14 protein-coding genes are annotated in these 17,119 nt (G+C 63.6%); 8 read left to right on the plus strand and 6 right to left on the minus strand.

The features are described from left to right. The first annotated feature begins 1 nt into the window (after position 1). The 3 genes from VGM51_09255 to VGM51_09265 all read left to right on the plus strand — a co-directional run bounded on the left by VGM51_09255 (position 2) and on the right by VGM51_09265 (position 2,316). Positions 2–778: a nucleotidyltransferase domain-containing protein gene (locus tag VGM51_09255; GenBank protein HEY3413230.1), complete on the plus strand. Its 777-nt coding sequence runs from the start codon at positions 2–4 to the stop codon at positions 776–778. Continuing rightward, on the plus strand, positions 768–1,397 hold the full coding sequence (locus tag VGM51_09260) for a LemA family protein (GenBank protein ID HEY3413231.1): 630 nt from the start codon (positions 768–770) through the stop codon (positions 1,395–1,397). Before VGM51_09255 ends, VGM51_09260 begins: the two co-directional genes overlap by 11 nt. 76 nt (positions 1,398–1,473) lie before the next feature. Continuing rightward, positions 1,474–2,316 (plus strand): aldo/keto reductase, encoded by an 843-nt coding sequence (locus VGM51_09265; GenBank protein HEY3413232.1) that lies wholly within the window; start codon positions 1,474–1,476, stop codon positions 2,314–2,316. On the opposite strand, the gene VGM51_09270 is transcribed toward VGM51_09265, so the two are convergent. The 6 genes from VGM51_09270 to VGM51_09295 form a co-directional block, all read right to left on the minus strand. Beyond that, entirely contained in the window at positions 2,283–3,644 is a 1,362-nt protein-coding gene (locus VGM51_09270; GenBank protein HEY3413233.1) for an MFS transporter, read from the minus strand. The two genes, VGM51_09265 and VGM51_09270, sit on opposite strands and share 34 nt — an antisense overlap. Continuing rightward, complete coding sequence (locus VGM51_09275; protein ID HEY3413234.1) at positions 3,641–3,880, minus strand: hypothetical protein; 240 nt, start codon at positions 3,878–3,880, stop codon at positions 3,641–3,643. The genes VGM51_09270 and VGM51_09275 overlap by 4 nt, the downstream gene beginning before the upstream one ends. A gap of 10 nt (positions 3,881–3,890) precedes the next feature. Beyond that, positions 3,891–4,781, minus strand: a complete 891-nt coding sequence (locus tag VGM51_09280) for a copper transporter (protein HEY3413235.1) — start codon at positions 4,779–4,781, stop codon at positions 3,891–3,893. Between the two features lie 68 nt (positions 4,782–4,849). Continuing rightward, positions 4,850–5,992 (minus strand): putative cytokinetic ring protein SteA, encoded by a 1,143-nt coding sequence (steA, locus tag VGM51_09285; GenBank protein HEY3413236.1) that lies wholly within the window; start codon positions 5,990–5,992, stop codon positions 4,850–4,852. Between the two features lie 93 nt (positions 5,993–6,085). Beyond that, positions 6,086–7,756, minus strand: a complete 1,671-nt coding sequence (recN, locus tag VGM51_09290; GenBank protein ID HEY3413237.1) for a DNA repair protein RecN — start codon at positions 7,754–7,756, stop codon at positions 6,086–6,088. Between the two features lie 41 nt (positions 7,757–7,797). After that, positions 7,798–8,667 (minus strand): NAD(+)/NADH kinase, encoded by an 870-nt coding sequence (locus tag VGM51_09295; GenBank protein ID HEY3413238.1) that lies wholly within the window; start codon positions 8,665–8,667, stop codon positions 7,798–7,800. Between the two features lie 182 nt (positions 8,668–8,849). Here VGM51_09295 and VGM51_09300 point away from each other — a divergent pair, with 182 nt between their 5' ends. The 5 genes from VGM51_09300 (at position 8,850) to secD (ending at position 16,955) form a co-directional block, all read left to right on the plus strand. After that, the gene (locus VGM51_09300; protein ID HEY3413239.1) at positions 8,850–10,094 is read left to right on the plus strand and encodes a folylpolyglutamate synthase/dihydrofolate synthase family protein; all 1,245 of its coding nucleotides are present in this window, start codon (positions 8,850–8,852) and stop codon (positions 10,092–10,094) included. A 663-nt stretch (positions 10,095–10,757) separates the two neighbouring features. Continuing rightward, the gene (locus tag VGM51_09305; GenBank protein ID HEY3413240.1) at positions 10,758–10,988 is read left to right on the plus strand and encodes a hypothetical protein; all 231 of its coding nucleotides are present in this window, start codon (positions 10,758–10,760) and stop codon (positions 10,986–10,988) included. 134 nt (positions 10,989–11,122) lie between these two features. Then, the gene (tgt, locus tag VGM51_09310; GenBank protein HEY3413241.1) at positions 11,123–12,253 is read left to right on the plus strand and encodes a tRNA guanosine(34) transglycosylase Tgt; all 1,131 of its coding nucleotides are present in this window, start codon (positions 11,123–11,125) and stop codon (positions 12,251–12,253) included. A 73-nt stretch (positions 12,254–12,326) separates the two neighbouring features. Beyond that, on the plus strand, positions 12,327–14,084 hold the full coding sequence (locus VGM51_09315; protein ID HEY3413242.1) for a hypothetical protein: 1,758 nt from the start codon (positions 12,327–12,329) through the stop codon (positions 14,082–14,084). Between the two features lie 273 nt (positions 14,085–14,357). After that, positions 14,358–16,955, plus strand: a complete 2,598-nt coding sequence (gene secD / locus VGM51_09320) for a protein translocase subunit SecD (protein ID HEY3413243.1) — start codon at positions 14,358–14,360, stop codon at positions 16,953–16,955. Positions 16,956–17,119: the final 164 nt, after the last annotated feature.

Raw genomic sequence — 17,119 nt, forward strand, 5'->3', positions numbered from 1 at the left:
GATGACGGAAGGTGTTTTGCCGGAGGAACTGAGAGGGCCGCTATCGGCCTTTGCCGAAGACCTGAAAGAACGTTTGCCAGATGTGCGCAGCGTCCTCGTATACGGGAGCGCGGCGCGGGGCGACTATGTTCACGGCGTCTCGGATGTAAACGTCCTGGTGATCGCGGGATCATTGCCACCGAAGGCATTAAGGGCGGCGGCCCACAGCGTGCGGCACTGGCGCGAGCGCATACCACTCTCGCCCATCTTCGCCACGAAGGATTACCTGCATATGTCGGCAGATGTCTTTCCTCTCGAATTCCTAGATATGCGCGACGCCCACATAGCGCTTCTCGGCGCTGACCCGCTGGAGAGCCTGCAAATCGATCCGGCCAACCTGCGCCATCAGGTGGAAGCGGAACTGAAGGGCAAGCTGATGCGGCTTCGCGCCGCTTACGTGCGCGCGTGCGGCAACCCGCAGGCGGTGGCCGATCTGATGCGGGATTCGCTGGCCTCCTTCCGGATCGCGTTTCAGGGCCTGCTGAGGCTCCACGGTGAGAAGCCTCCCACCAGCCGCACGGAAATCATGAAGGCCGTGGGAAGCGATTTCGATCTGGATTCCGGGGCGCTTCTGTCCGTGGTCGCGCTCCATAAGGGTGAGTCTCTGCAGAACGGCGACGCGGATGCGCTCTTCGAGAGGTATCTGGCCTCCGTCGAACGGCTCGTCGACGTCATAGACACCTGGTCAACCAGAGGCGAATCCCCGACCGGAAAGGAAGACTCCGATCATGAACAGTAACTCGTATGATGGCGGCGGCGGCAAGGGGCGAAAGACGGCCCTGCTGGGTTGCGGCTGCGTTGTCCTGGTGCTGTTGTTCCTCTGCCTGAGCCTGTACGGCGCGTTCAAGTCATCGTACAACCGGCTGAACGCTCAGAACCAGCAGGTCAAGGCCGCCTGGGCGGAAGTTGAGAACAACCTTCAGCGCAGGAGCGACCTCATTCCGAACCTTGTGGCAACAGTGAAAGGCGTCGCGGGGCAGGAGCAGAAGGTGTTCGGCGACATCGCGAACGCCCGCGCGCGTATCGGCGGCGCCGGCGCGGGGCCCAGCGACGCCAAGATAAAGGCGAGCAACGACATGAGCAGCGCAATCAGCCGCCTGCTTGTGATCGTGGAGAACTACCCGAACCTCAAGAGCAACGAGAACTTCCTGAATCTCCAGGACGAGGTGACCGGGACCGAAAACCGGCTGGCGCATTCGCGGGAGCAGTACAACACGGCGGTGCAGGGTTACAATGAAACCGCGAAGTCGTTCCCGATGGTATTGTTCGTCACCAAGATGGGCTTCAAGGCGGAGCAGCCATTCTTCGAGGCGCCGGCGGAGGCCAAAGCCCGCCCCAACATCGACTTCGGCAAGTAGCCAACGGGGCGATGGAGCGGCGCCGTTCGCATCGCTCCAACCTTGAGACCCGACCGGTAAAGGTTAGGAACCAGATATGCAGCAAAGGCCATATGGAAGCGCGGGCGAAACACTTTCGATCGTAGGCATGGGCGCGATCGTCGTGATGAATGCGACCGTCGCGGAAGCCGCCGAGCGCGTAGGGTGGGCGGTCGATCAGGGCGTCACCTACTTCGACGTTGCGCCGACGTACGGCAATGCCCAGGAAATGCTTGGCCCGGCGCTTGAGCCGTATCGTGAGAAAGTCTTCCTGGCCTGCAAGTCGGAGAAGCGGGATGCCGCGGGCGTGTCAGAGGCGCTGGAGAACTCCCTGCGCGCGCTTCGTACGGACCGGTTTGATCTGTATCAACTGCACGCTCTGAGCACGATGGATGACGTGGAGCAGGTTTTCGGCCCCGGCGGCGCGATGGAGGCGTTTGTGCGGGCGCGCGAGGCCGGCAAGGTGCGCCACCTTGGTTTCTCGGCCCACTCGCAGGAGGCGGCGGTGGCCGCGATGGAGCGGTTCCCGTTCGATTCAGTGCTGTTTCCGGTCAACTATGCGGCCTGGAATATCAGCGACTTCGGCCCGGCGATTATGGCGGAGGCGGAACGCCGAGGCGTAGCGCGACTGGCGTTGAAGGCGATGGCGCACGGGAAATGGCCGGAGAGGGGCCCGCGCCGCTGGCCCAAGCCTTGGTATGAGCCGCTTGACGCCGCGCGCCCCGTGGAACTGGCACTACGATGGACCCTCAGCAGGTCCGTGACGGCCGCGCTGCCGCCCGGAGAGTGGGACCTGTTCCGCATGGCGGTCGGTTTGGCGCAGGATTACCGGCCGGTATCGCCCGATGAGACCGCGGAATTGATGGCCTACGCGCCCGACGAGCCGACCATCTTCCCCTGACGGCGGTGAAACAGCTCGGCTCCCAGGCCGAGCCCGGTGAGCACGATACCGAGGATTACCCCCGCGCGAATGGCGAACGGGGTGTTGAACGTGTGCGCCAACGAACCGGCCATCAGGCTTCCGATCGGTGACAGCCCCGTCATCAGCAGCACATAGATGCTCATCACGCGTCCTCTCAGGTGGTTTGGCACTTCCAACTGCACCAGCGTCTGAGAAGACGCGAAGCAGAGCACGAAAAAGAACGATACGAACGCGATGGAGATGTAGGCCGGCAACAGACTGCGCTGCATCGAGAACACGATGAGGCCGATAGTGCTCCCGATCGCGCCGAAAACGATCAGCTTGGCCTGCATCCGACGCTTTGCCAGCGTGGCGGCCGTGAGCGCCGCAGCGAGGGCGCCAATCCCGCGGACGGATTCCAGCATTCCGTACTTGCTGCCCTGCAGGCCGAAATCGTTTGCCAGATTGCGGGCAAGATAGAAGCGGACGAATGCCGGCAGGAGGACGTTAAACGAAAATGCAAACGTCCCGAACGCGGCCACGAAGATCAGAACACGTCGCACTGCAGGTGTGTGACGCACGTACCCGAGCCCCTCGCGTATCGTCTGAATCACGTGTTGATCCGAAACGGTGACGCGGTGGGTCGGCACCTCCATCATCATCAGGCTGGCGATGACGGCGAGGAAACTCAAGCCGTTCGCCAGGAAACAGACAGCGAGGCTGGCATGGGCGGCGAGCAATGCGCCGGTGATGGCCGGGCCGATCATCCGGGCGCTGTTGAAGAGGCCGGAGTTGAGCGCCACGGCGCCGCCGAGGTCCTCCTTTCCAACCATGTCCACTATGAAGGCCTGGCGGGCCGGCAGATCGAATGCCGTCGCGCATCCGAGCACCACCGCCATCACCAATACGTGCCAGATGCGGACTACATCGGTGGCCGTCAGCAGCGAAAGGACGAGGGCGGTGATCATCATCACGGCCTGGGTGCCGATGATGAGGCGCCGTTTGTCCACCCGGTCCGCCACCACGCCGCCAAGCAGCGCCCCGAATAATACCGGAAGGTTGCCGCACGCGCTGATGAGGCCGAGGTACCAGGCCGTTGCGGCTTCAGGGTTGGCGCCGGAGGATGCGGCCAACTTGGCGATCAGCCAGCCCTGGGCGACCGTCTGCATCCAAGACCCGGAGACCGAGATGAGCTGCCCGAACCAGAACAGGCGATAGTTGCGGTGCCGAAGGGCCGAGAACGGGCCATAGTTGTGTCCTGCAACGGTGTCGGCCGCTTGGCTTTCTTCTGCAAGCGCGGGCTGGCGGGGGTCGGACTCTCCCGTCATGGCATCGCCTCAATCGTGGCGTCCCGCGCGAGGATCGCCATCGCCCGGTAGAATCCGGACAGGAAGGAGACGGTGTAGTCGAAGGCTTCGGCGTTGGTGGAGAGGTTCTGCTCCTGCTTGACGGCCACCGCGGCGGTGAGGAGGTGCGCCATCATCGCATCGACGTCCGCCCTGAATTCGGCCAGCGGTCCGCAAGACCCCGCTCCCGCGGCTCCCGTTGTGTCTCCTGTGCCCAATGCTGTCTTCCTACTCTGAAATGGCCGGGATGGCGCGCTCTGCCGAGCGTTTGATGCCGAACCTTCCGTCGCGGCCGGCCAACGCGTAGACGGCGGAGAGCTGCCCCGACGCCATATCTATATTATCAACCGTGGCGGAGACGGAGCGGGAAACGTACGGAATTGTGGACAACGTTTCGTCCCCATCGGGTTCGGCGGCGATGATGCGAGCCGGGGTATCGCTCAACCCGGTCGATAACGCGTACTCCGGGGTCAGGTGTACTCTGGCGGCGTCGTGACGGCTCGGTGTTCGCGTTCCGCTGATGAGGAGCACGCAATCCACGCTACGCGAGTAATCGCCGTCGAGACGGAGGCTCGTGGCGAGTTCCGAGGCCAGCCGCAGCGGCGCTTCGCGCCCGAGGCCGATCGCATGTCCGACCGCCGATGTCATCGACGCGTCCGTGGCCTGATTCTGCGCCACGCCCATCGCGCGTGCAACTCCGGCGCGCGCAACTTCCTCAACCGGCAGCCAGTCGTCACCGATGCGTGTGGTGCTGGCTACCTTGCCGCCGGCCATCTCGATGGTGTCCCCGACCTGGCCGACGAAAGCCGTGTCGTCGAGCTCGCCGAACAGCACGATCGCGATGCGCCGGCCCACAAGGCGCCGGCCCACGAAGGACGGAATCAAATCGCGCATGGCCTGGTCTTCCCGGTGCAGGCGGCCCTTCACGTTCTCGGATTCCGTCCGGAGGTCCGTGTATTTCTGGCTGAACTCGGCGAAATTCTGCTGGAGGGTCCGCAGATCCCGCTGCTGACGTTCCGACGAGGGCGAACCCACAAGCGCGCTGCCTACGAGCATGCCGAGCCCGAGGGCGAGGAAGACGGCGACGAGGCCGGTGAGGTATGTTCTGTATTCAATCATCTTATGGGAGTTGCGGGTTTCTGGTTTCGAGTTCCGAGTTCCGGATTCCTGGTTTCGAGGCGCCATCATCAGTGCCGGAGTTTCCAGAGCCAGAACTGCAGCTTCATTGCCAGGATAGCCACACTGGAGCGCAACGGTGACGAGAGAATGAGCACAACGGCGATGGGCAGAAACGCGGCGCACAGCAGGGCGAACAGGTATCGGCGCCGGACGCCTCCGCGGTATAATCGCGAAACGCCCTTGGCATCCACCAACCGTTTGCCAACGCGGAGTCGCACGAGAAAGGTGCTGGCCATCCCGGCGCGCCCTTTGTCCAGGAACTCCTCCAGTGAAAAATGCGTGCCCACGGCGACGATCAGCGATGCGCCTCGCTCGAACGCCAGCAACATGGCGGCATCCTCGCTGGTGCCGGGCACCGCAAACAGGAACGGCTCCCGCCCGAGTTTCTTGACGCGGTCATGGCCCGGCGCGCGGCCATCCACGTACGAATGGACGACGATCTCCCCTGAGTGCCGGATCACGTCATCGGATGCGGAGTCCATGTCTCCGATCACGATGTGCGGGGTGAATCCGGCTTCCCGAAGCGCATCCGCGCCTCCGTCGACCCCGATGAGGACCGGGTGCTGCTCTTTGATGTACGGGCGAATCATGTCCAGGTCTTCGCGGTAGTCCTCGCCGCGAACGACGATGAGCGCCGGCCGGCCGTCCATCTGGGTGACGATGTCGGGGACAGTGGACGGGTTGATGAGCAGGGCCTTGTCGTCCGCCAGATATTCCAGCGTGTTACGCGCGAAGGCGGTGATCTCCGTCTCGAGGTTGCCCCGGGCGGCCTCGTTTTGCGCGCGAAGGGCATCCTCCGTTACAGGTTTGAGGCGGCAGAGCATCACGTCGTTGTGAAACAGCGCGTCGGGAGAGAGCTGAAGCGCGGTTCCGTCACGTACATCGGCGGCCCAGCCCTCTTCGGTGACGTCATAGAGCGGGATGCCGGCTTCCAGCAGGACCCTGGGGCCGCCGTTCACGTAGCGCCCCGACGTGGATGATTCGACGTTCACCACGGCCGACGGGTGGCACGCAGCCAGTTGGCGCGCCGCCATGGAGTCTATGTCCTTGTGAAAGATGACGGCGACGTCGCCGGGGCGGAGGCGGTGCACGAGTTCCTTGGTGCGCCGCCCGACGCGGGCCGGTCCAGAGATAACGGGGAGCGTGGGCATGGGTCTTAAGTGATTGTAACACCCCCAGCCACGAAACGCGGGCGAATGCGTAGACGGTTGCCGTGCACGAGCGCCAACACGAAAGGTGTCGCTCTACCCCCGCGTGGATTCTGCGATGAGGTCCCGGGCGTTCGCGCGGGCGGAGGGGGTGGGGGCGTCGCCCGCCAGCATCCTGGCGATTTCCTCGATGCGGAATTCGGGTTCCAGGACTTCGACCTGGGTCACGGTCCGCCCGTTCTCCTCGCCCTTGCGGATGAGGTAGTGGTGGTCCGCCGCGGCGGCGATCTGCGGGAGGTGCGTGACGCACAGCACCTGGCTTTCGCGGGCCAGCGCGCGCATCTTTCGGGCGATGACGGCGGCCTGACGGCCCGAGACGCCGGTGTCGATCTCATCGAAGATGAGCACCGGTACCGGGTCGGCCTTCGCCACCACGGATTTCAATGCGAGCATCAGGCGGCTCAGTTCTCCGCCTGAAGCGATCCTCGCGAGCGGTTTCAACGGTTCGCCGGGGTTGGGCGAGATGAGGAACTCGACCCTGTCCGCGCCATTAGCCGATAGCTCGGCCGGCTCAACGGATACGGCGACCTGCGTCTTCTCCATGGCGAGTTCCGTCAGTTCCTGCTCCATCGCGCGGTGCAGCGACTCGCCGGCCTCGCGCCGGAGCGTCCGCAATTCGGAGTTGAGCGCGTCCAGCTCCGTCCGCCGCGCGTAGATCTCACCCTCCAGTTCCTCGGTTCGCGCCTCAACACCCTCAATCGCGGCCAATTCCCGAGCTGTGCTGTCCCGGTGGGCCAGGACGTCCGCGATCGTGTCCCCGTACTTCTTCTTCAAGCGGCGCAGCAGGTCGATTCGTTCCTCCACCTCGGCCAAACGAGTGGGATTGAATTCGATGCTGTCTACGTAGCCGGCCACGTCGCGCCCCGCCTCCTGGATGGAATAGTACGCGCCTTCGACGGCTTCCAGGAGCGGTTGGATCGATGGATCAATGCGGACGGCATCACGCAAACGTGAAACGGCGGCGCCGAGCGACTCTACGGCCGCGTTTGCGTCGCCCGTCAGGAGGCCGCTCGCCTCGCCGACAGAGGCCGCCAGTTTTTCGGCCCCGGCGAAGCGCGTCCGCTCCGCGAGAAGACCTTCCTCCTCGTCCTCCCGCGGCCTGGCGGCGTCGATTTCCGCGATCTGGAAGCGGTAAAGATCGATGCGGCGCTCCCGTTCGCGCGCATCCATCTGCAGCGCGGAAAGCTCGGCCTGGCAGTTCTTCCAGCGGTGGAAAATGTCCTCGACGCGTCCCCGAACCTCCGCAAGCCGCGGCCCGGCCCAGGCGTCCAGGATATCTACGTGGCGATCGGTGTTCAGGAGGCTCTGGTGGTCGTGCTGGCCGTGGAGGTCGACCAGTCCTTCGCCGATGACGCGAAGGACGCCTATCGTGGTCCGGCGGCCGTTGACGCGGGCGGCGCCCTGGGATGTCCGCGACAACTCGCGCCCGAGGATGATATCGTCGCCGTCGTCAAGCCCTTCGCCGGCTAGGATTTCGGTTACCGCTGCGGCGCCATCCGGCGTAAAGGCGCCCTCCACGGACGCCCGGTCCGTCCCGGAACGGATGACTTCAGTGCCTGTCCTCTCCCCCAGAAGCGCGTTGATGGCGTCGATGAGGATCGACTTGCCGGCTCCCGTCTCACCGGTCAGGATATTCAGGCCGGGGCGGAAGTCCAGGTCAAGCCGCTCAATGAGCGCGAAATTGCGAATGTGCAGTTCGGAGAGCATCAGTTTCGGGATTCGAGGTCGGGCTGGTAATCGCCCGCCCGCTAGAGGAGCCGCTCGCCCCAGCGGAGGCGTGTGCGCACTTTCTGGTAGAACGACGATTCGCCCAGCGTCACGAAATGAGCGTGGCAGGCCGCCTGGCAGACGGTGATGACGTCGCCTAGCTCAAGATCGAAAGTCACCTGGCCGTCCACGCTCACCTGGGCCGGCGCGCCGCCACCCGGGATCCGCATGGTCAGCGCCGACTCCGGTGGAATAAGCAGCGGGCGGAAGTGGAGCGCGTGGGGGCAGATGGGCGTGACGAGCAGAGCGTCAAGGGTCGGATGCACGATCGGGCCGCCCGCAGCGAGGCTGTACGCCGTGGACCCGGTGGCGGTGCTCACCACAACGCCGTCGCCGCTGTAGATGGCCAGCGGTTCCCCATTTACCTCGGCCTCCAGTTTGACGAGCCTCGGCGATTGCCCCCGGACGAGGGCGACGTCGTTTAGTCCCACCACGTCGTGGGTTGTTTCGCCCCCCCTCTGGCGAATGGCGCGCAGCATGGGGCGCTTTTCGATAACATAGTCGCCGGCCAGAACGCGCTCAAGCGCGGGCTCGATGGAATCCGGTTCGACCTCCGCGAGGAAGCCGAACGATCCGAACCGGACCGTGAGCATTGCGCGTTCACGCCCGCACAACGAGCGCGCGGCGGCGAGGGCCGTACCATCGCCACCCAGCACGACGATCAGATCCGCATCGAGCACCTCGTCGTCTGTGCCGCCTGCGCCGTCCTGCACGCAGTCGGCCACGGCCTCCGTGAATACCGGCGTGACTCCGCGGGACCGCAGGAATCGAATCAGGGTTCCGGCCATTGCGACGGGCTCGGGCTTGTGGCAGTTTACGAACAATCCCACGCTGGAAATCGGGGTTAGCATCTCACGGGCATTGTAGCAGGATGCGCGATTTCGCGCGCTGACTTCCGACGGACCGCAGCGAGGATACGGATGGCCGTCCAGGTTTCGACCACAGGCACTATAATGCGTTAGTGACTTTCCCCGAGGCAGTTGAATACTTTTCGTCGCTTCACGCTTTCGGCTGGCGCCTAGACCTCAGCCGAATGCAAGCCCTGTGCGAGCGGCTCGACCATCCGGAACGGTCGTTCAAATCGGTCCATGTAGCCGGCACGAATGGCAAGGGCAGCACCACGGCGATGATCGCGGCCATCCTCGCCCACTCCGGGTATCGCGTCGGCTCGTACTTCTCCCCGTACGTCTTCAACGTTCGCGAGCGCGTGATGCTGGCTGACCCGAATCAATTGCCCCGGATGATCTCCGAGGAAGCGTTTTCGCGCATCCTCACCGATCTCAAACCCCACGTGGACGCCGTTGCCGCGGACGAGACGCTGGGCCAGCCGACCGAGTTCGAAGTGAAGACGATGCTGGCCTTCCTCTACTTCCGCGAGATGGCGGTCGATTGGGCGGTGCTGGAGGTGGGCCTCGGCGGACGGCTCGACGCGACCAACGTCGTGCAGCCTGAGGTCTGCGTGATCACAAACATCGGCCTCGACCATACGGAGCGCCTCGGTAATACCCTGGAGGCCATCGCGGGTGAGAAGGCCGGCATCATCAAGCGCGGCGCGGCGGTGGTGACGGCCGCGGTCGAACCTGCCCTCGGAGTGATCCGCCAGGCATACGAGGACAAGGGCGGCGCCGAGTGGGGGCGGATTATTCCCGGCGATGATGCGAACGACGGATGGCCGACCTACTATCACTGCATTCTCGAAAGCAATGGTAAGGCGCAAGGTGTAGACGCGCTGTTTACCCCTGCTCTTCCGGGGCCCGCGCAGCAGGCGAATGCCACGCTGGCCGCGCTGGCGACCCTTGCGCTGCAGATGCGCGGCGAGGCGATTCCGGACGACGCCATCGATGCCGGCCTGCAGTCGGCTTGTTTACCGGGCCGCTTCCAGATCATCCGCGAAAACCCGACGGTCATCCTCGACGGTGCGCACAACAGTGAGGCGGCGGCGGCGCTGATGTCCGCTCTGCTGGACCGCTATCCGGGCCGGGATTTGGCGCTGGTGATCGGCATGATGGGCCGGCACGCCGTCGACGGCGTGATGCACGAACTGGCGCCATACGCCGCGAAGATCATCGCCACGCAGCCAACGAACGACCGCCACCTTCCCGCGGAAGCCGTGGTCGCCGAAGCCGCCCGCTACGGACTTGATGCGCCCATCGTCATTCCCCCAATGGACGCGCTTCGCACCGCCCTCACCGACGCGAAAGAGCAGGACATAATCGTCGTCACCGGCTCGTTCTATCTGGTAGGAGACATCGACGTGGAGATTCCGGCCAAAGGCTAGATGATTCTGCGGGCGTTTGGGCATAATGATCGTGTCGCGCCGGTGGGCCATAGGAACGCTTTCTGAACGATAAGGGGGGCTGCCATGATTTCGGGAGACGGAGACTGGTTTATTGCCATGTGTTGCCTGATTATGGGCCTCGCCTGGGCTCGCGAAGCCTGGGTATGCAGACCCAGCAAGCAGCATCGGCGGGCGGTCACGGCTCATTTCGGCGCCAACCTGGCACTCTGTGTCTTGGCGATTCTATGCGCTTGGGGGAAGGTCAGCCCGGCAAGCGTGCGCCACAATCTGGGGGTCTGGCTCTTCCTCGCGGTTCCCGCCGTACTTCTGTCTCTATCGATGTCCGCTATGGACCACAGAGACCGACTGCGATCCGAATGGGCCTATCGAGAAGACGATCCAGACCCTGCAGCCTATCCCACGGTTGGGTGGTGGCGGACGGCCGCTTTGTCCATCGTGTTGGCTCCAGTTCTCTGGGCAATCTCAACTCGGACAGGAGCGGGCTACCTTGGCATTCTGGCGATATGCTGTTTCGTCGTGGCGATATTCGCATTGCCACACTGCTTGGCTGCTCGTTGGGATTACTACTTGATTCACCGTTGGCGGAGCGCGGCTTCGACGACGAGCAATAGGCGAATGGTATAATCCCGGTAGAAGTGCACCATGGCGGTAATCGAACTGGAAGTGGATGACGCAACGGCCCGCCAGATTGCGGCGGCAACGGTGGAAGAACGCACAGCGTACGGAGATATGCTGGCGGACCTCCTTCGTGAGCGTTCTGATCGCGACAAGGCGGGCCAGCGCCTTCGACAAGCGATGGGCGAACTAGGTAGCGAAGCCGAGGCGAAGGGGTTGACCCCGGAGGTTCTTGACGATATCCTGCGTGACGGCTAAGCGCGTGGTATTCGATGCCGCCGTACTGGTTGGCGCGGCACTTGCTCAGTACCTACCCCTCGAAGGGCTGAGCTGAAGAGGCAACCTGTCCTCCTGATGGTTGCCGAAGGCCCGGTCGTGTCACACAATGTGACATGCCATTCTCCTTTTCCATCACCAAACAGGATACCAAGTGCCGGGCGCGGACCGGGGTTCTGGACATCGGTCGCGGGCCGATGCCCACGCCGCTGTTCATGCCGGTCGGCACGCGTGGGACCGTGAAGGCGATGACTCAGGGCGACCTGGAGGCCATCGGCTTTCCGATCATCCTGGGCAACACCTACCACCTGGCTACACGGCCCGGCCCCGATTACATCGAGAGCGCCGGCGGTCTGCACAGGTTCATTTCATGGAACGGCGGCATTCTCACGGACAGCGGCGGGTATCAGGTCTTTTCCCTCGCGCACCTGCGCAAGATTTCGGACGCAGGCGTGGATTTCCGCAGCACGGTGGACGGCGCGAAGATGCACTTCGACCCCGAGACGGTGATGGATATCCAGCGCAAAATCGGCGCGGATATCATCATGGCGTTCGATGAATGCCCGCCTCACCCCGCAACGAATGAGGAAACGCGCATCGCCACGGAACGGACGCATCGCTGGGCGGTCCGTTGTGTGGACCATTGGCGCAACGAAGGGCGGCCGGACGTGCAGAACCTGTTCCCGATCGTCCAGGGCGGCGTTTACGAGGACCTGCGGCGGGAGTCGGCGGAGTTCATCGGCGCGCTGGACACGCCGGGCGTAGCCGTTGGCGGCGTCAGCGTCGGAGAACCAAGCGAGGAGATGCTGCTCGCCGAGGAGCGCACCGTTCCCTATCTCCCGCCGCACAAACCGCGATACCTCATGGGGCTGGGGCAGCCTGAGGACATCCTGGAGGCCGTGGAACGCGGATTCGATATGTTCGACTGCGTGCTGCCGACCCGTTGCGGGCGAAATGGAACGGCCTACACGTCGGTTGGGAGGCTGAACCTGAAGGGCTCCAAATACGCCGAGGACTACACGCCGCTCGACGAGAAGTGCTCGTGCCCGGTCTGCGCGCGATATTCCATGGCCTACATTCGGCACCTGGTACGCAGCAATGAGATGCTCGGTTCGCAACTTCTGACGTACCACAACCTGCATTTCTACCACAACCTGATGGCCGAGATCCGCGCCGCGATTGCCGAGAGCCGGTTCGCCGAGTATAAGCGGAACGCGCTGGCCAATCTCCTCCTCCGTGCGAAGTGACCTTCGCCCCGGCGCGTACTCGCCGTTCGCCATTCGGGCATGCCCGTTACTACCATGCCGGCAGGGGATAGTGATGCGTCATGCGGGTCTAATATTGTTGCCGGCGCTGCTTCTGATGGGCTGCGGGCGGAACAAGGTCGGCGCGAACGCCAACAGTGGCGGCGTCGAAGGCCAGCTACTGCTCTCCGCCCCTTACCGACTCCCCCTCCCGGAAAGCGTACGGCTTTCCGCGGCGCAGAAACTCCAGCGGACGCTCATCGAAAAAGGGTGGCCGGACGTTGAACTGGAAGCGTCGGCCACATCGCAGATCGCGCTGCGCATTCCGGTGGCGCCAGGTCCACGAGCGGATAAGGCGGTCAGTGACCTTCAATCGCTCCAAACGGTTCCCCCGATCCAGATGATACCGCTCACCAATGTCTGCTTTCGTTCGCCGGATGGCGTTGTGGGGCCGCTCTTCGCCCCGATTGAGTACATCGGAGGGCTGCGGTTTCGCGAGATGTCTACAGGCCGCCCGATTGACGTCGGCGAGGCAGTCGGTAGTACGTCGGGGTTCAACGCGTTCGCATCCTTCCAGATCACCGGGGCGGACATTCTCCCTGGAAGCGTAACCGGGCCTTCTCCCGAGCATGATGGATCCCGCGTCGTCACGTTCCACACCCGCACGGGCCACGTTCAGGACTGGCTGGTCGCATCGAGGACATTGCAGGCGCTGCTGATCGACGGGAAGATCGCGGCCGTTTTGAGCCCTCGCGGTGCAGAAGCGCAGGGCGCCGGCCGGCTGACGGGGTCCATGGCGGTGCAACCTGGCGGCGATGACTCGGCGGTTGCGGTGCTGAATCTGCCCCGGGCCGGAAGGGCGCCGAAAGCTGAAGACATCTCCCTGGGTCTCAGCCGGGGGGCCGTGCCGCCGCCGCCTGTGAACGTCAGGGTCTTGTACGCAGGTCCGAGGCCGTCCGGCGGGACGGGGCCTTCCCAGGGACGCTGGGGCCAGCGCCGCGGCCGCTGGGCGCAAATTGATTACACTTTGCCCGATCGCTTTGATGGGAAGCCCGTGACGCCGGAGCTGTGCGCTCAGACGTTGAGCGCTCTTCAGGAGAGGGCGCGGGCAGCGGGCGTAGAGTCCCGCTTCGAGGCGACTGGAACGAAACGGATCACCGGGTGGGTTCGGATATTCCGCGGGCCTCGACGCACGCCGGGGACGACTTCGTACTCGCGGCTGATTCAGCGCGCCGAATGGGCCGTATTGCGCATGCGGCCCCGCGGCGAAGAGGATGGGGTCTGGACGCCGGCGTTCGAGGAAGGTTGGGTTGTCTGGCGCCGTCCGGGATCGGCCGAAACGAAGCGGACCTGTCGTGTGGAAAACCTGGCCCGGTATCTCCGCGCCGATCCTGACAATGTCCTCATCACGGCGGAGGATGCAGGGCCGGCAAGCGCCGCTTCGGACACCGGCGGTGGACGTGAAGGCAATTTGGCGAGAGTGACCGTCGCGTTGAAGCCCGCCGCCGCCGGACGCTGGAAATCACTCTTTGCGAGGAGCCCAAGCGCAATCGCCGCCCTTTTTGTCGATGGCGTACTGATTTCGCGGTTCAGGTTGGGGGACCGGCCGCTGGCCGGCGACACAGTCTCGGTTCTGGAGAGCCGTCTGCTGCCTCTGTACGGCGGCGCCGCTCCTTCGGGGATCGAGATCTCGGAAGTGGACGCGCAGGCGCTGGCAGGCCTTCTGAACCTGCCGCCGATCAGGCTCAACTTTACGGACACTACCTATCGGATGGTGGACCGGGACGTTCAATCGTCCTCCGCCGGCTTCGCCGGACCCGCCGGACCGAGATAAACACGGCGGAGCGTATGGCCAATGCAACTCGCGCGGCGTAATCGCCCGGCAGCGGTGATCGCCGCCACATTATTATCAGGCGCGCATGACACGGCGGATTTGATTTGGCCCCGCCCGCGTGGTAAAATGCAACCGTACCCCGCCCCATAGCGCGACGCTACGGGCGGGTTTTTATTGACGGGCAGAGCATTCGGCCGCCTGTCTTCGGCCGTCCATGATTTGGATGGTTACACTTCGTTACCCAACCCAATCGGTTGGAGGGGGTTTCCTTCCTTGAAATCAGTTTACCGCAACACGCTTCTCCTTGTGCTGGCCTTGCTCGTTGGCTGTGCCGCCGTCAATTACTTGCCGGTGACGGATCCAAACGGCGTGCAGCGCAAAATGTTCCCGGTTAAGCAAGGCCTGGACCTCGCGGGAGGAACCCGCGCTGTGCTGCAGTTGCAGACGTCGCCCGAGGTTCCCGTCATCACGCCCGAGGTGCAGGCGCAGGTGCTGGGGATCATGCACAACCGCATCAACGCCATCGGCATCTCGGAGCCCCTGGTGCAGGCGAAGGGCAATGATCAGATCGTCATTGAAATGCCCCTCACGCCGGGAGCGAGTATCGAGCAGCAGCAGAAGGACCTCCAGGACCTGATCCAGGCGGCCAAACTGGAATTCATCTGGCTCAAGGACTGCCACGGCGTTGGCGAAGGCGCCGGCGGCAACCCCAGCGGCAGGTACATTTACGAAGGCGGAAACCGCATCGTTGACGCGGACACCGGCAAGCCGCTCACGGACGAAGAGGTACAGAAGAAAATCCTCTACGCCGATCCTGCCAACATCATCGTGACCGGCAGCGACCTCAAGCCGAATGGCGCGAAAGTGGACATCGAGTCCGGCGCCAACGGCCGCGGCGTCGTTACGCACATGGAGTTCAATGACAAGGGCGCGAAGAAGTTCGCGGATTACACGAGCGCAAACGTGGGCTCCCTCCTTGCCGTCGTCCTTAACGGACAGATCCAGCAGGCCCCGCGCATCCAGAGTAAAATCACGGACGGTACGGCGATCATCGAAGGCGGATCCTCAACCACCGTCAAAGAGGCCCAGAAACTGGCGGACCTGTTCAATGCAGGCGCATTGCCCGTTCCGCTCAAATCGCTCGCGTCATCCAGCGTTGAGGCCACCCTCGGCCAGGGCGCGGTGCAGCATGCCATCGTCGGCGGAATCATCGGCATCGCGCTGGTACTGGTGTTCATGCTGGCCTACTACTTCCTGCCGGGCGCCATCGCCGCCATCGCCCTCATCATCTACGCGATCATCACATTCAGCCTGTTCCGCCTGCTTGGCGTCGTACTGACGCTGCCAGGCATCGCCGGCTTTATCCTCAGCGTGGGTATGGCCGTTGACGCTAACATCCTCATCTTCGAGCGAATGAAGGAAGAGATGCGCGCCGGCCGGACCCTGCACGCCGCCGTCGATGCGGGATTCGATCGAGCCTGGACTTCCATTCGCGACAGCAACATCTCAACACTCATCACGTGTCTGATCCTCTACATATTCGGCACCGGTCCGATCAGAGGCTTTGCCTTCGTGCTTTCCCTCGGTGTGATCGTGTCGCTGTTCACCGCCATCACCGTCAGCCGCGCTCTTCTGCACGTCCTGGTCAATCAGGAATGGAGCCACGACCCGAAATACTTCCGCGTGGGCGAAAAGCAGTTCGGTTGGGGCCAGAAGGCGGAGCGCCAGCACTGGGATGTGATGGGCAAGATGAACCTGTGGTTCACCATCAGCGCCATCCTCATCCTCGTCGGCTGGGGATTCAACGCCGCCCACTATTTCAAGGACGGCTCACTCGTACGCAAGGGTATCGACTTCACCGGCGGCACGATGCTGACCTACTCGCTGCCGAACGGGGTTACGGCTTCCGATGAAGACGTCAAGGCGGTCTTCGCGCAAAACGGCCTGAAGGAAAGCTCCGTTCAGCGAACGGTTGAACAGACCGGAGCGACCGCGGGGAAGAGCGTGGTCACCGTTCGCACGATCCAGTTGGACCCGCAGAAGGTCGCGTCGTTGTTCCAGGCGATGCAGACCAGGTTCGGCAATGAGAAGACGAAGCAGTTGGTGCGGCAGGAGGCGGTCGATACCGTCGGACCGGTCATCAGCGCAGAACTCACGCGGCAGGCATTCATGGCGATCATCTTCGCGTGTTTGCTCATCGCGCTCTATCTGGGCGTCATGTTCGGCCAGTTCGGATTCCTCGACGGCCTGAAATACGGCTCGGCTGCGGTTATCGCCCTCTTCCACGACGTTCTCGTCATCTTTGGTTTCATGGGCCTGGCCGGCTATCTGTGGAACTGGGAAATGAGCTCGCTGTTTGTGACCGCCGCCCTGACCGTCATCGGCTTCAGCGTTCACGACACCATCGTCGTGTTTGACCGAATTCGCGAGAACATGAAGATCCACGGCAAGGAGATGTCGTTCAAGGATATCTCCAATGCCAGTATCGTCCAGACGCTTGGCCGGTCCATCAACACATCGGCGACCGTTGTGATCACCCTGGCCGCGCTCCTCATCTTCGGCACCCAGGGCAGCCTGGAGCTGAAGGTGTTCACCGCGGTGCTCCTTGTGGGTATCATCTCGGGAACGTACTCCAGTATCTTCAACGCCACTCCGATCGTGGTCCTGATGGAGAAACGCCGCGACGCCGCCCGGCTTGCCGCGGCCGCGCAAACGCGACGCCCGAGCGCCGCCGACACGAAGTCGTTTGCGACACCCAAGGCCGCCGTGGCGACGCCCAGCACGCCGAAACCTGCCGCCGCCGATCCGGTCGGCGATGCGGAGAAGGCGAAAGCGGCCGGTGCAGCGAAGAAGACGAAACGCCGCTTCTAGGCGCCGGCACAGTCAAGTGCAGCCGAAGGCACGAAGGCCTGGCCTTCGTGCCTTCGGCTCATTTCGGCATTGTTGCGCCGTTGCCCAACGTCGGATGGATTTGGCTGGTATAATGAAAGCTAACGGGGGGGCGCGTCTGGCGCGCCCGGTTGCGTGGCAGAGGG

Source organism: Armatimonadota bacterium (assembly GCA_036504095.1).
Classification (GTDB): Bacteria; Armatimonadota; DTGP01; order JAKQQT01; family JAKQQT01; genus DASXUL01.

What these genes read in the sequence shown, in the direction of transcription:
- VGM51_09260 (HEY3413231.1), top strand. Translation starts at nt 768, where the DNA reads ATGAACAGTAACTCGTATGATGGCGGCGGCGGCAAGGGGCGAAAGACG.
- VGM51_09295 (HEY3413238.1), bottom strand. Translation starts at nt 8,667, where the DNA reads ATGCTAACCCCGATTTCCAGCGTGGGATTGTTCGTAAACTGCCACAAG.
- VGM51_09265 (HEY3413232.1), top strand. Translation starts at nt 1,474, where the DNA reads ATGCAGCAAAGGCCATATGGAAGCGCGGGCGAAACACTTTCGATCGTA.
- steA (HEY3413236.1), bottom strand. Translation starts at nt 5,992, where the DNA reads ATGCCCACGCTCCCCGTTATCTCTGGACCGGCCCGCGTCGGGCGGCGC.
- VGM51_09315 (HEY3413242.1), top strand. Translation starts at nt 12,327, where the DNA reads ATGCGTCATGCGGGTCTAATATTGTTGCCGGCGCTGCTTCTGATGGGC.
- recN (HEY3413237.1), bottom strand. Translation starts at nt 7,756, where the DNA reads ATGCTCTCCGAACTGCACATTCGCAATTTCGCGCTCATTGAGCGGCTT.
- VGM51_09305 (HEY3413240.1), top strand. Translation starts at nt 10,758, where the DNA reads ATGGCGGTAATCGAACTGGAAGTGGATGACGCAACGGCCCGCCAGATT.
- VGM51_09300 (HEY3413239.1), top strand. Translation starts at nt 8,850, where the DNA reads ATGCAAGCCCTGTGCGAGCGGCTCGACCATCCGGAACGGTCGTTCAAA.
- VGM51_09270 (HEY3413233.1), bottom strand. Translation starts at nt 3,644, where the DNA reads ATGACGGGAGAGTCCGACCCCCGCCAGCCCGCGCTTGCAGAAGAAAGC.
- VGM51_09280 (HEY3413235.1), bottom strand. Translation starts at nt 4,781, where the DNA reads ATGATTGAATACAGAACATACCTCACCGGCCTCGTCGCCGTCTTCCTC.
- VGM51_09255 (HEY3413230.1), top strand. Translation starts at nt 2, where the DNA reads ATGACGGAAGGTGTTTTGCCGGAGGAACTGAGAGGGCCGCTATCGGCC.
- tgt (HEY3413241.1), top strand. Translation starts at nt 11,123, where the DNA reads ATGCCATTCTCCTTTTCCATCACCAAACAGGATACCAAGTGCCGGGCG.